The organism is Arthrobacter sp. SLBN-112, from assembly GCF_030944625.1.
GTDB lineage: Bacteria > Actinomycetota > Actinomycetes > Actinomycetales > Micrococcaceae > Arthrobacter.
The window spans coordinates 26,414-39,270 of the sequence record NZ_JAUSXY010000001.1 but is presented as its reverse complement, the minus strand read 5'-3'; the positions used below and the strand labels follow the sequence as shown (position 1 = coordinate 39,270).

Sequence of the window (12,857 nt, the reverse complement as noted above, 5' to 3'; positions counted from 1 at the left end):
CCATGAGCTGGGATGCGACCCCGATGAGCCACGGAGCTATCGGTGCGCCGATTGGGCTGGCGCGCCGCGCCTGAAACCGTATGTCCTAATACAGGATTGCGGGACGACCGACGAATCCATCCCACATCGTTTTCTGACGATCGAGCAGGTCGCGGAAGACCTGAACGTGAAGGCCAACCAGATCCGGTTCCTGATCAAGTCCGGGGACCTTCGCGGGATCCGGGTCGGTGCCCGGGGTGTGTGGTGCATCGGGGCCGCCGGCCTGATCCAGGACGTTGAGGACTACATCGCCGAGGCGCACCGCCGCACCGCCGCACCGCTGAGCGGATTGCGGCCGGAGAAGTGGGGGAGGACACGCACGCCTCGGAGGCATGAGAAAGGATCCGGGGAGTCTGCGCGAACTTCATGACCCACCTGCTCTGGGCCGTCCCGTATCTGGCCTCCGGATGCGTTTGATGAGGATGCGCACTATAGGGACCAGGAAGTACAGGATCAGTAGACCCGATATGACTGCCAGGACGCTTGCGGCAAGGGACCCGATAATAGGCCCGCTTTCGCAGTAGCTCTCTCCCTGCCCGGGAGCGTAATCGGTGCAATGTCCGACTTGCATGACGGACCAGGGCAGAAGGAAGACCACGACGGCGACAATGCCAATCATCCAAGGCCAAAGTTGGGTCCAGGGCCATGAGGGCTCTCCCCGTTTTCTCATCACCGGGGCTGATGCGTGGGGTGGATGACGCCGTAGGGGACGTAGAAGAAGACCGGCGCAAAGACCAGGGTCGGGGCCACGCTGTCAGGGTCAATCATCACTGGGCTTCTTCCGGCCAGTACTTCTGCGCACCGGCGGCAGCGTCGCGGAGCTGCGTGCCGTCCACGGTGATGGAGGATTCGGGCATACCCATGTCGGTCCATTGGGCGACCAGCCGCAGGTCCCCGGCGGGCGGTAGCGGCCACAGCCACAAAGTTCCGGACCCTGCCAGTTCGTCATCTCCACCGCCGCCTCCTTGGTTCTGAAGGTAGAGGACTGGTGGGTCAGGGCGGTAGGTCGGGTCGTCGGGCTTGTAAGGTGATGGAATGCTGCCAGTGCTGGCCTTCGATCCGTCTGAGATCTGGACGCCGAAGAGGAGCTCCGTGCCTTTACTCGCACTGATCGGGACGTGCCTTGAACCGAAGAAAGTTGCGTGGAGCATGGCCCATTCCTTATCCGTCTCATCACCGCGTCGTAGTAACCAGGAGACGTCAATGAGGCAGCCAGTGGAGAAAACGTGCGCGCCCCTAACGGCGAGGATGCGCGTGGGACTCCGGTACAGGAACTGGCCAAGGTGGACGACGGCCGGCAGTTCGTCGGCGGGAGCACCAGACCATTCCGGGCGGACAGGCTTCGGAGTTCTGGGCCGCGAGGGGAAGTCCGGTGCAGGAAAGCCCTGAAAGAAGGTCATGGTCATCCTTGGTTTGCTAGCTGCGACCGACCAGCGGAACAGTGGCCTAAGCCGCTCTGGATCCCCCAATCCGTCCTAACCCGCCCCAGTCTATCCCCGGCCCTTGACGACTTGACCGGACAGAACGCTGGTAGGCTCCGGCACATGCTGCGATGGGATGGCGGACGGTTATCGACCCTGCAGGCTGACGTGGTGAGCGCTTGGCTGCACAGGCCAGAGCTTATTGCCGACCTGTCTTGGGGGCAGCTGGACACGCAGGTCCTGCAGGTTCAGGTAAACGGCTCCATGGTGATCGTGAAATCCGCGGGCCCCGCGAACCACCACATAGGGCGGGAGATCAGCGCGCACACGTCCTACACCCGTCCCCTCGTCGAACGGGGGCGGGCAGGGCGGATGCTGCACTCCAGCCGGGAGCTGAACCTTCTGGTTCTTGAATATCTGGACGGTGACCTCCTGGAGAACACCGACGTCGAATTCGCCGAAGACGTTCACTTCCAGGCAGGTGAGCTACTCAAGGCACTGCACGCCCAGGAACGAAGAATCGACGAACACTACGAGTTCCGCGAAACAGCAAAATCCATAAACTGGCTGGACAAACAGCATCGCATTGAATCGGCTGTGGAACAGGAAGTCCGCTGTCGGCTGGCCGAGTACCGGCCGCAGCCAATAGATGTTGTTCCCACACATGGGGACTGGCAGCCCAGGAACTGGCTTAGCGATCACGGCGCGGTAAAGGCAATTGACTTCGGCCGCTTCGACTTTCGTCCCGCAGCCACAGATTTCTGCAGGCTGACGGTCCAGCAGTGGCAGCAGGCTCCGGGCCTGGAGGTAGCCTTCCTGCATGGGTACGGCGAAGACCCTCGATCCCAGACTGTCTGGCGGATGAACCTGCTGCGCGAAGCCGTGGGGACGGCTGTCTGGGCCCATATCGTAGGCGATGAAGCCTTTGAATCCCAAGGGCACCGGATGTTGCATCAGGCACTCCAACACTTTTGAGTGAACGAGCTTCTCACCGTCGATAGGTGGTGCACTCCCGGGAGGTGGCAGTCCTGTTCGTGGGTACCCGGCCGGTGGACGCCATCAACTTCCATCACGAATTGCTGGGTGTCGACGACCCGAAAGGCTTCTTCACGCGTCCAGGCTGAACATAGAGTGCGAAGCCTACGCTCATGAGAAAGGCATGACGGAACGCGGACAATCTGGGGAACTGGTGGGGGAGAAATCCGCTGCGACAGGTTTGGCGACCCACGTCTTTGTCCGCACCGGTGGCTCAGGAGCTTGTCAGGCCCGTTGGCTCTTCGCCAGCAGTGTGGGTAGCGGCCATCCCACCAGCCTCCCTTCCAGAAGGCTGAGCGGCACACCTGGTCCCAGGAGTAGAACGAATACTTCAGGCAGGGGAAAAAGCCCACCCTTTCTGGGAAGAATGATGTGTTTGCAGGTGACATCCGCGGACGTGGTTGAGGCGACTCCTGCATAGCTGTTCGTTGTCCTTGCGGGATATCGATTACCCGGCGCCCGGGAGCCAGGCAACGGGAATCAGCGCCTTAAGGTCGGAATTGGGCAACCCTATGGCCGGCTGTTTGCGCCCCGCCCCGGCCGTCCTTGCCGCCAGCCCGGGGACGACCTGGTTCAGCATCCATTCCGGATCAGGTGCCTGGCGTTTGGGCTGGGTCCCAGGGCTGACCCCAGCCGTGGGCTGAGCAGCTCCTGGGTGTCCTCGGATTTGTGCATCTCCACGTTCTCTTGGTTGGTGGGACCCCCATCGGTTGGGCGCAGGTGCCGTGCCTTGGCCAGGGCAATCAGCAGCGTCAGGATGGTGCCCATCCACGCCAACCCAGCAAGGAATACCAGGCCGATCGCCGCTAAGGGGTGCATGCCGACAGCCTAGGACGCTTGGGCCGGGATTCGCGGGAGCAACCCCGGGACGACGCGAAAAGGGTGCGCCCCGTTTGAACTGAGCGCACCCTTTTCAATTCCCCTCGCACCGGATCCCCATCCGATTACACCTATCATAAGCATGCTTAGTAATGTGTTGGCAAGCCCAGTTCCTACTTGGGCGGATGCTCGAGGATGGCGTCCGCGATGATCTCCGGGCGGTTGAACAGCATGAAATGGTCCGTATCGACGTCGCGGACATCTGTCACTGCTTCGCGTGCCCATGCCCGCGCTTCCTGGCTGGTCAGATTGTCATGTGCTCCCAGGAGTACGGTCGTGGGAATCTCGGCCCAGGCCTCGGCCGGGACGGGATCGCTGCGGGTCTTTTTCGTGGCGAACCTGCGGGGGTGGTCTTTCAGGAAGGCGCGCACTTCGTCAGGGAGCCGCAAACCGGCTTCATCCTCGCTGAGCCACCAGTCCCCGTCCAGGGCATGCCGGCCGTGCTCGTCATGATGCATGTGCTCCATCGCGTCCACCCAGCTCGCATCACGGACTTCGGAATGCCGCTTCAGGGGAGGGGACGAGACGTACACCAGATGGGCCACGTTGTCCATGCCGTGGGCCGCAATCCCCACAACATCACAGCCATAGGACCAGCCGACAACGACCGTGGGTGCCGGGCTTGCCTCGATGGCCGCACGGACCTCGTCAGCGTCTTCGAGCAGCCCAGCGTCGGGCAAGCGGTGCGATGGGAGATCCGGTGCGACCACCTGCAGGTTGGGTTGCTTTTTGAGTGCACGCTGGACCCACGCCCAGTCTTCGGGGACACCCCACATGCCGTGTACGAGAACAACGCCTTGTGGCACTAGGCCTTGCTTGTCATCCATGGCCCGAAGATAGTCCCGGGCGACTCCCGGCCTAAGGGTACAAAGGCCCTACCGCCAGCGGGTGCTCTAGCGAATTGATGCGGGCGGCTCAAGTCCCGTCTAGCCTGAGGTAGAGCCCAGGCATGCATTGGCTCAGCGAGGCACAGTCGGTTATGGAACGTGACGCCTCGCGCGAGGTGTTGGCCACCAGCCGCGCCCAGGTAGGCCGCCAAACTGGTTCGGCCTTTGTCCATGACTTTGTGGTGGTTCCAAGCGAAGAGAGGACGGAGCGCAGGCGCCGTCATGTTCATCCATCGACGGGTTGTGCGCGCATGCCAGTATCAGAGGGCACTCCTTACGTCCCCTTCTTGGGAGAGCTCCATTGGCCTGTCCCTTCCAGCTGCGCGGTTGATTTGGACTCCAAAAGCCGGGGAGGGCCCTGACGTACGTTTTCCAGGGTGAAGGACAGGGATTACGGCAGTTTGAGCTCCAAACTATTTCGACGCCGGTCCCACCACCCCCCCCCAATCCGCAGTCAGTCTCCTGAGCTTAACCTGCTCGCCGTGGGCAGTTCGAGCAGTGCTGATTCCCTCGTACACGGAGCCTGGATAGCATCGCCTGCTCGATGCGGGTAGCCGTGTCGTGATCACCGCACATATGCAGCCAATGACTCAGATCTTCGTACCCACCCTCAACGTTCACCTGCCAGGCCAAAGTGTGCCCTGCGCGCGGGGCAGCCACCCGTTAACCAGCGAAAAACCCCGGAAACCCCTAAAACAAGGGGCTGTCCGGGGTTTATCCCGAGCTTCCTATCAGAATCGAACTGATGACCTTTTCATTACGAGTGAAACGCTCTACCGACTGAGCTAAGGAAGCACCGCACGAATTCCCCGGCTGAACCGGGCGCTTCATGCAAGAGTCAACTGTAATAGAGTCTCCGCGCCCCGGTCAAAATGGGACAACCGGAAGCCGGTGAGGGGTTCAACACACGGTGTTATCGGCCGGAAGCTTGCCGCCCACCAGGTAGTTGTCCACCGAATCTTCAAGACAGCTGTTGGCCCGGCCGTAAGCAGTGTGCCCCTCGCCCTTCCATGTGAGCAGCGAGGCGTTCCCCAGCTGTTTGCGCAAAGACGCAGCCCAGTCCACCGGGGTAGCGGGGTCGCCGGTGGTGCCGATGACGACAATCGGGGAATCCCCCTTGTATTCCACCGGCTGCGGCGTCCGGACGTTCTTGTACGGCCAGTCCGCGCAACTGGTCCCGCCGTAAGCAAAGAAGTAGCCAAAGGTGGGGGAGTCCTGTTCCAGGCGTTTCTCCTCGGCCCGCATTCCGGCGGTGTCGGAAACCATGGGGTAATCCAGGCAGTTGACCGCGTTGAAGGCGAACGTGGAATTGGAGGTGTACGAGCCGTCGGTCGAACGGTCAGCGCTGATGTCGGCAAGGCGAAGCACCAGGCTCACGTCACCGTTCATGGCAGCCTCCAACGCCTGCGTGAGGGCAGGCCAGCTCTGGTCGTTGTAGAGCGGGGTGATCAGGCCGCTGACGAACGTCGTTGCGTTGACCAGGCGGCCGTCCTTGGCCGTACGGGGTGTCTGTTGGACGGCGTTGATGAGGTCCCGGATCTGCTGCACGCCGGAGTCGACGTCACCGGTCAACGGGCACTTGCCCTGCCGCTGGCAGCTGGCCACATAGGTGTGGATGGCTTTCTCGAAGGCGCGGGCCTGGCCGCTGGTCAGGTCCTCGTTGCTGATGGACGGGTCGAGTGCGCCGTCGAGGACCATCCGGCCTACGTTGTCCGGAAACAGTGAGGCGTAGGTGGAGCCCAGGAATGTCCCATACGAATATCCGAGGTAATTCAGCTTGGTGTCATTGACCACAGCACGCAGCACATCCAGGTCCTTGGCGGCGCTGACGGTGTCGATGTGCGCCAGGACCGGGCCTGTTTGCGCCGCGCACTGGGCGGCAATTGCCTTGTTGTCCGCCAGGGCCGCCGCAAGTCCGGTGTCGGTTTCGAGGGCGTAAGTCTTGGCACGTGCCGCGTCACGTTCGGCGTCTGTCATGCAGGTAACGGGAGCCGAACGCTTGACGCCGCGGGGATCGAAGCCCACGAGGTCGTATGCATTGCGGACGGCCGCCGAAAAGTGTGTGGCGGCCGCGTCCTTCACGAAGTCGTACCCGGAAGCGCCCGGGCCGCCGGGATTGACCAGCAGGCTGCCCGTTTTCTTGCCGGTGCTGGGAGCCCGCAGGGCCGCGATCTGAATGGTGTCGCCGGCCGGGTTGGCGTAGTCAAGGGGGACAGTCACCTTGGCACACTGGAATTCGCCTTCGCAGGGCTGCCACACCACTTCCTGCGAATAGAACTTCTCCAGCCCCGCGGGAGCGGACGCCACGATCGACGGGTCGGCCTTGGCGGTGGCCGCCTCCGGCGGGCTCTTGTCCCCGCCGTTGAGCAGGCTGCACGAGGCGAGTGCCATGACCAGGGCCATGGCGCCCGCGGCGCGGACGGCAGACATCAGGGACCTGTGGCGTGCGGGCAGGGGGCGGGCAGTCATCGGGTCTCCTTGGAGGGCTGGATCAGGCTGGCCGCCATGGACTCGAGGGTCAGCAGCGGGGCGACGTTGGTGGTGGTGATGCGTTCGCGGGCTTTGTTGATGGCATCCATCCGGGCAAGCGTGCCTTCCGGAGTGCTGCGGGCGGCGAACTCCTCCAGCTCACTCCTCAGCTCAACGTTGACCAGCTCCACGGCGTTCCCCAGCTGGATGATCAGTACGTCCCGGTAGAAGGACAACAGATCGGTGAGGGTCCGGTCCAATGAGTCCGTGATGGACCGCTTGGCCCGCCGTTTCTGGTCCTCCTCAAGCTGTCTCACCTGGCTGCGCATAGCCGGGGGGAGGGTGCCGGACTCCGGCGCGCCCAGCGTTGCCAGGAGGGCGGTCTTTTCCGCGGCGTCGCGCTCTTCGTTGGAGCTGGTGGCCTCTGCGGTGGCGATCTTCACCAGCTTGTCCGCCATCATCACTGCGGCGGTTACGCCCCGCAGTCCGAGCGGGAACCGCACCGTTTCCAGCCGGCGCTCCCTGGCGGCGGGGTCGCGGGCCAGCCGGCGGGCGATGCCCACGTGGCTTTGTGCCGCGCGTGCGGCGCGTTCGGCGAGGTCAGGATCAACGCCGTCCCGCCTGACCAGCAGGGCTGCAACTTCGGAGGCCGGCGGCAATCGCAAGGCAACGCTGCGGCAGCGCGACCGGATGGTCACCAGGACGTCGGCCGGGGAGGGTGCGCAGAGCATCCACACGGTCCGCGGGGTGGGTTCCTCGATGGCCTTCAGCAGCACGTTGGTGGTCCGCTCGGCCATCCGGTCGGCGTCCTCCACCACAATGATCCGCCAGCGCCCCGAGGACGGCCGGTTCCCGGCCGTCGCCACCAGTTCGCGGGCTTCATCGATGGTGATGGTGACCTTTTCCGTGCGGACGAAAGTGACGTCCGAGTGGGTTTCGCCGAGGATTGTGCGGCATGCCTGGCACTGGCCGCAGCCCCGGAGTCCCACGTCCTCCTGGTCGCAGTTCAGCGCGGCCGCGAAGGCTTTGGCAGCATTGGAGCGCCCGGAGCCCGGCGGCCCGGTGAACAGCCAGGCGTGCGTCAGGGCTTCGCCGCTTGCGGCCTGGCGCAGCTGTTCGACGACGGCGGCCTGGCCCGAGAGGTCATCCCACACCGTCATGAGCCGGCACCGTCCGTTCCGTGCCCGGCGGCCACGGTAAAGGAAGGAACCGGAGCAGCCAGCAGCACATCAACCCGGGCCAGGATCCGGGCCGCGAGTTCGTCCACGGGCAGGTCTGCTGGCAGCACCAGGTAGGACCCGGGGCGGCTGGCAGCGAGGTCGAGGAAGGCCTTCCGAATCCGGGCGTGGAAGTCATCAGCTTCGGACTCCAGGCGGTCCTCGGCCGCCTCGCCGGCAGTGCGGCGGCTGCGGCCAAGCCGGGGATCAACGTCCAGGAGGACCGTAAGGTGCGGCTGCAGGCCCGAGGTGGCCCAGTCGTTCAGGGACTTGACGGCGTCCTGGCCGAGGCCGCGGCCGGCTCCCTGGTAGGCCACTGAAGAGTCGATGTAGCGGTCTGTCAGCACGATCTCGCCGCGACCGAGTGCCGGCCGGATGACCTGGGATGCGTGGGCGGCGCGGGACGCCGCAAAAATAAGGGCCTCGGTATGGGCGTCGATCTCCCCATTGCCATGGTCCAGGACCAGCGAACGCAGCTTTTCGCCAACGGGCGTGCCCCCGGGTTCACGGGTGCGGCGCACGGTGTACCCCCGGGTTTCCAGTTCAGCCGCAAGCCGGGCCGCCTGGGTCGACTTGCCGGCGCCATCGCCACCTTCGAATGCGATGAATAGGCCGGCCCTTTGTTTGCTCACCTCCCAAGCGTACCGAGCCGGGGGGACATTTCCTGACCCGCCGCTGCACGCTGTGTGGACGCCCGGTGAACGCCGGGCGTCCATACAGCGGCACCCCTTTCCGGCGGATCCGGGCCGGACAGTACGCTTTTGGTCATGAGTCTTTCCGAGCAACAGGCCGCGTCCCTTTCTCCTGAGACCGTGGTGGTCGCGGCCGGACGTCCGCCGCGGGAAAGGGACCAGCCGGTCAACCCGCCCATCACCCTGTCCTCCACCTACTTCGGCACCGGTCCGCTTGGCGACGGTGACCGGGGCTACGGCCGTTATTCGAACCCTACGTGGGATCCGTTCGAAGAGGCGCTGGGGCAGCTGGAGGGCTCCGCACTGCCGGGCCTGCTGTACGCGTCAGGCCTGGCGGCCGTCAGCTCGGCGTTGTCCCTGATCCCGGCCGGGGGAGTGCTGGTGATGCCGAACCACAGCTACTCGGGCTCCCTGGTCATGGCCTCGGAACTCGCCCAAAAGGGCTTTATTGAGCTCCGCACCGTGGACATCGCCGATACCGATGCGGTCAAAGCCGCACTGGCCCCCACCGGTCCCTCGGCGCGGGCTGCGGCCATGCTGTGGCTGGAAAGCCCCACCAACCCGATGCTGGGGATCGCGGACATGGTGGCCGTCGCGGACGCCGCGCACGCCGCCGGGGCTATCGTCGTCACTGACAACACCTTTTCCACCCCCCTTGTGCAGCGGCCCCTCCAGCTCGGGTCCGACGTCGTGCTCCACTCGGTGACCAAATACCTCGCCGGGCACTCCGACGTCGTCTTGGGAGCGCTTGTCACCTCCAACCCGGACATCCGGTCCGCCCTGCTCCACCACCGCATCATCCACGGCGCCATCGCCGGTCCCTTCGAAGCATGGCTGGCGCTGCGCGGCCTGCGGACCCTTGCGCTGCGCGTGGAGCGGTCCCAGAACTCCGCGATGCTCCTGGCGGAACGCCTTGCGTCGCACCCCGCCATTGAATCCATCCGTTTCCCGGGCCTCCCCTCGGACCCCGGCCATGCGAGGGCCAAGGCCCAGATGAAAGGCTTCGGCTCCATCATCTGCGTGCAGGTGGCACCGGCTGCGGGCCTAAGCGGCGCCGATGCTGCGGACAAAGTGGTGCAGGCCCTCGAATTGTGGCTCCCGGCCACTTCGCTGGGCGGCGTTGAATCCCTCATCGAACGCCGGCGCAGGCATACGGCCGAACCTGCCAGCGTGCCGGAAAACCTCGTACGCCTCAGTGTGGGAATCGAAAGCGTGGAGGACCTCTGGGCGGACCTGAAGCAGCCGCTGGACACGGTGGGCGGCTAGGCTGGGTTCGTGGACGGTGAACTGATTATTCGGCCTGTAGAGCAGGCAGTGTTCTTTATCCTTGGCCTGGTGGCCCTCGGACTGGAATTGTGGGCGCTGGTGGACTGCGCCAGGCACCGTGCCAACGCGTTCGAAGCGACCGGCAAGCGGACCAAGGCGTTCTGGCTTGCGCTGACCGGGGGCGCCACGCTGGTGGGCGTGATCTCGCTGTTCGGCGCCGGCGGGGGCATCATCAGCACCCTCGGCCTCTTTGGACTCGCTGCTGTCGTGGCCGCTTCCGTCTACCTCGCCGACGTCCGTCCCGCCGTGAAGGACGCCGGCCGGGGCGGCAACCGCAACGCGGGGCCCTACGGCCCCTGGTAATCGCCGCCGGGCCGCACTGCGTCCCAGCCCACCGTTAATTCACCGAGCCGCCATCTGGCCGGGCCGTCCTGGACCGGCCACCCGGCGTCGCGCAGGCTCCGGCACATGCCCACCCAGCGCTGCCTGTTGCCGAACGAGGCAAGGGGCGCGCATTCCAGCCAGGCCCGGTCCATCGCCTGCATGAAGTCGTGGACCGGTTCACCCGGAATGTTGCGGTGGATGAGGGCTTTCGGCAGGCGCTCGGCCACCTCCGAGGGCAGGCCGAAACTGCCGAAGCGGACTGAAATGCTCAAGGACAGCGGGCGCTCCCGGTCCAGCGCAACCCACGCCACCCGGCGGCCGACTTCGTCGCACGTGCCGTCGATGAACAGTCCGCCCGGCGCCAACCGGTCCTGCACCAACCGCCAGATTCCCGGCACGTCGGCTTCCTCGTACTGCCGCAGGACGTTGAAGGCCCGGACCAGGACCGGACGGCCGGGCACGGGAAGCTCGAAACCGCCCACGTGGAAGGTCAGTCCCGGACGCTGGAGCGGCATCGCCGCCCGCACGCGCGCCGGTTCGATTTCGATGCCGCAGACGCGCACGTCCGGCCGCACGGCGGCAAGCCGGTCAAAGAGTTCGACGGCGGTGGCCGGGGTGGCGCCGTAGCCAAGGTCCACAACGAGGGGGTCGGCCGCGGCCAGCAGCCGCCATGCCTGCGGCCCCGTCAGCCAGCGGTCCACCCGCCGCATCCGGTTGGGGTTGGTGGTTCCCCGGGTGACATTGCCTACCGGGCGGCCCTGCCGGGCGGCGGATGTCCTGCCGGAGAGTTGCGGGGAATTCACCCGTTCAGCCTTTTGAACCACCGCCCCACACTATCGCCGCAGTGGTGGAAACCGGTCCAAAAGCCTGCGTGGCCGTGTAACGCTGGGCGGCCGGCAACACTGCTCGGCTAGGATGAAAATCATGACTTACAAGCTGATTCTGCTGCGCCACGGCCACAGCGAATGGAACGCCAAGAACCTGTTCACCGGCTGGGTGGACGTTGACCTGAACGACCAGGGCCGCGCGGAAGCAGCGCGTGGCGGCGAGCTGCTGGTGGAGAACAACATCCTCCCGGACGTGCTCTACACCTCCCTGCTGAAGCGGGCCATCAACACTGCGAACATCGCACTGGACAAGGCCGACCGTGGCTGGATCCCGGTCAAGCGCGACTGGCGGCTCAACGAACGCCACTATGGTGCGCTGCAGGGCAAGGACAAGGCGCAGACCCTCGCCGAGTACGGTGAAGAGCAGTTCATGGAATGGCGCCGTTCCTATGACACCCCGCCGCCGCCCCTGGACGACGACTCCGAGTTCTCCCAGGCCCACGACCCCCGCTATGCCGGCCTCGGCGACGCCCTGCCGCGCACCGAGTGCCTCAAGGATGTCCTCGTGCGCCTGCTGCCCTACTGGGAGTCCGACATCAAGGAAGACCTCAAGGCCGGCAAGACCGTCCTGGTCACCGCCCACGGCAACTCGCTCCGCGCGCTGGTAAAGCACCTGGACGGCATCAGCGATGAGGCTATCGCCGGCCTGAACATTCCCACCGGCATCCCGCTGGTGTACGACCTCGACGAGGACTTCAAGCCGGTCAAGCCCGGCGGTACCTACCTCGACCCCGAAGCCGCTGAGCAGGCAATCCTGGCCGTAGCCAACCAGGGCAAGAAATAGGGCTTAAACGCGTACGACGGCGGGCTGGTCACCTCAGGTGACCAGCCCGCCGTCGTAATCCGCTGGGTTAGCTGTGTTCGGTGGCGTTCGGCTGCCACGCGCCGGTAACCAGGTAGGTCACCTTCTGGGCGACGGAGACGCCGTGGTCAGCGAACCGCTCGAAGTAGCGGCTGGCGAGGGCCACGTCCACGGTGGTCGCGGGCGACTCGGTCCATTCGGGCGACGCGATGGCCTTGAAGACGCTCAGGTGCAGGTCGTTGATGGCGGTGTTCGCCTTCAGGATGTCCCTGGCCACCTCGAGGTCACGGCTCTCCAGCAGCACCGTCAGCTTGCCGGCAATCTCCTGGTCCAGTTCGGCCATGCGGTTGAAGGTCTCCGTCATGGACGCCGGAATCACCGTGGACGGGTACCGGAGGCGGGCCAGCTGGGCGAGGTGGCGCGCCAGGTCGCCCATCCGCTCCAGGGACGCACTCATCCGGAGCGAGCCCACGATCATGCGCAGGTCGCTGGCCACTGGACCTTGCAGCGCCAGGATGTCGATGGCCCGCTCATCCAGGCTGTTCTGCAGGAAGTCGATGCGCGCGTCCGCCGCAATGACGTCTTGGGCGAGATCCACGTCCGCGACCTGGAATGAGGTGGTGGCCTTGTCTATGGCTTCGCTGACCAGCCGGGAGATCTCCACCAGCTGGTCACCGACCTGGGTGAGCTCTTCCTGAAAAACCTTACGCACGTAGGCGTCCTTTCCTTGGAACTCCCGCCGGCCGCTCCAGGGCAGCAGGAATCGTGTCGCCATTGGGCGCTCTAACCATTAACTCTGTCATCGCCCGGTAAACGATTATGCCCATGGAGGTGAACGTTAGTTGAACCGTTCGCGGTAAGGGCTTCGAAGCGCCGGTG

General features: G+C 65.0%; 14 protein-coding genes and 1 tRNA gene. 6 read left to right on the top strand and 9 right to left on the bottom strand.

Annotated features, from left to right (window positions below; all coding sequences use genetic code 11):
* The first annotated feature begins 166 nt into the window (after positions 1-166).
* Positions 167-409: a hypothetical protein gene (locus QF050_RS00160; RefSeq protein WP_308928598.1), complete on the top strand. Its 243-nt coding sequence runs from the start codon at positions 167-169 to the stop codon at positions 407-409.
* Positions 410-806: 397 nt separating this feature from the next.
* On the opposite strand, the gene QF050_RS00155 is transcribed toward QF050_RS00160, so the two are convergent.
* Positions 807-1,439 carry a hypothetical protein gene (locus tag QF050_RS00155; protein WP_308928597.1) on the bottom strand — a complete coding sequence of 211 codons (633 nt, stop codon included), beginning with the start codon at positions 1,437-1,439 and terminating at the stop codon, positions 807-809.
* Between the two features lie 144 nt (positions 1,440-1,583).
* Between QF050_RS00155 and QF050_RS00150 the strand changes: the two genes are divergently transcribed.
* Positions 1,584-2,435: a phosphotransferase gene (locus QF050_RS00150; RefSeq protein WP_308928596.1), complete on the top strand. Its 852-nt coding sequence runs from the start codon at positions 1,584-1,586 to the stop codon at positions 2,433-2,435.
* Between the two features lie 26 nt (positions 2,436-2,461).
* Positions 2,462-2,584, top strand: a complete 123-nt coding sequence (locus QF050_RS00145; RefSeq protein WP_308928595.1) for a hypothetical protein — start codon at positions 2,462-2,464, stop codon at positions 2,582-2,584.
* 484 nt (positions 2,585-3,068) lie between these two features.
* Here the strand turns inward: QF050_RS00145 and QF050_RS00140 are convergent, their stop codons facing one another.
* The 6 genes from QF050_RS00140 to tmk all read right to left on the bottom strand — a co-directional run bounded on the left by QF050_RS00140 (position 3,069) and on the right by tmk (position 8,579).
* A complete protein-coding gene (locus QF050_RS00140; protein WP_308928594.1) occupies positions 3,069-3,314 on the bottom strand; it encodes a hypothetical protein in 246 nt (81 codons plus the stop codon).
* A gap of 173 nt (positions 3,315-3,487) precedes the next feature.
* Positions 3,488-4,201 carry an alpha/beta hydrolase gene (locus tag QF050_RS00135; protein ID WP_308928593.1) on the bottom strand — a complete coding sequence of 238 codons (714 nt, stop codon included), beginning with the start codon at positions 4,199-4,201 and terminating at the stop codon, positions 3,488-3,490.
* A gap of 782 nt (positions 4,202-4,983) precedes the next feature.
* Positions 4,984-5,056, bottom strand: a tRNA-Thr gene (locus tag QF050_RS00130).
* 105 nt (positions 5,057-5,161) lie between these two features.
* The gene (locus QF050_RS00125) at positions 5,162-6,730 is read right to left on the bottom strand and encodes an alpha/beta hydrolase (RefSeq protein ID WP_308928592.1); all 1,569 of its coding nucleotides are present in this window, start codon (positions 6,728-6,730) and stop codon (positions 5,162-5,164) included.
* A complete protein-coding gene (locus tag QF050_RS00120) occupies positions 6,727-7,890 on the bottom strand; it encodes a DNA polymerase III subunit delta' (RefSeq protein WP_308928591.1) in 1,164 nt (387 codons plus the stop codon). The genes QF050_RS00125 and QF050_RS00120 overlap by 4 nt, the downstream gene beginning before the upstream one ends.
* Entirely contained in the window at positions 7,887-8,579 is a 693-nt protein-coding gene (tmk, locus tag QF050_RS00115) for a dTMP kinase (RefSeq protein WP_308928590.1), read from the bottom strand. Before tmk ends, QF050_RS00120 begins: the two co-directional genes overlap by 4 nt.
* A 135-nt stretch (positions 8,580-8,714) precedes the next feature.
* On the opposite strand from tmk, the gene QF050_RS00110 reads away from it, so the two are divergent.
* Positions 8,715-9,905, top strand: coding sequence for a PLP-dependent transferase (locus QF050_RS00110; RefSeq protein WP_308928589.1), 1,191 nt, complete (start codon positions 8,715-8,717; stop codon positions 9,903-9,905).
* Positions 9,906-9,914: 9 nt separating this feature from the next.
* Positions 9,915-10,268, top strand: a complete 354-nt coding sequence (locus tag QF050_RS00105; protein ID WP_308928588.1) for a DUF2516 family protein — start codon at positions 9,915-9,917, stop codon at positions 10,266-10,268.
* On the opposite strand, the gene QF050_RS00100 is transcribed toward QF050_RS00105, so the two are convergent.
* Positions 10,253-11,113, bottom strand: coding sequence for a class I SAM-dependent methyltransferase (locus QF050_RS00100; protein WP_374121482.1), 861 nt, complete (start codon positions 11,111-11,113; stop codon positions 10,253-10,255). The two genes, QF050_RS00105 and QF050_RS00100, sit on opposite strands and share 16 nt — an antisense overlap.
* Positions 11,114-11,213: 100 nt before the next feature.
* Between QF050_RS00100 and QF050_RS00095 the strand changes: the two genes are divergently transcribed.
* Positions 11,214-11,960 carry a phosphoglyceromutase gene (locus tag QF050_RS00095; RefSeq protein ID WP_308928586.1) on the top strand — a complete coding sequence of 249 codons (747 nt, stop codon included), beginning with the start codon at positions 11,214-11,216 and terminating at the stop codon, positions 11,958-11,960.
* A 67-nt stretch (positions 11,961-12,027) separates the two neighbouring features.
* On the opposite strand, the gene phoU is transcribed toward QF050_RS00095, so the two are convergent.
* Positions 12,028-12,690, bottom strand: coding sequence for a phosphate signaling complex protein PhoU (gene phoU / locus QF050_RS00090; protein WP_308928585.1), 663 nt, complete (start codon positions 12,688-12,690; stop codon positions 12,028-12,030).
* Between the last annotated feature and the right edge of the window lie 167 nt (positions 12,691-12,857).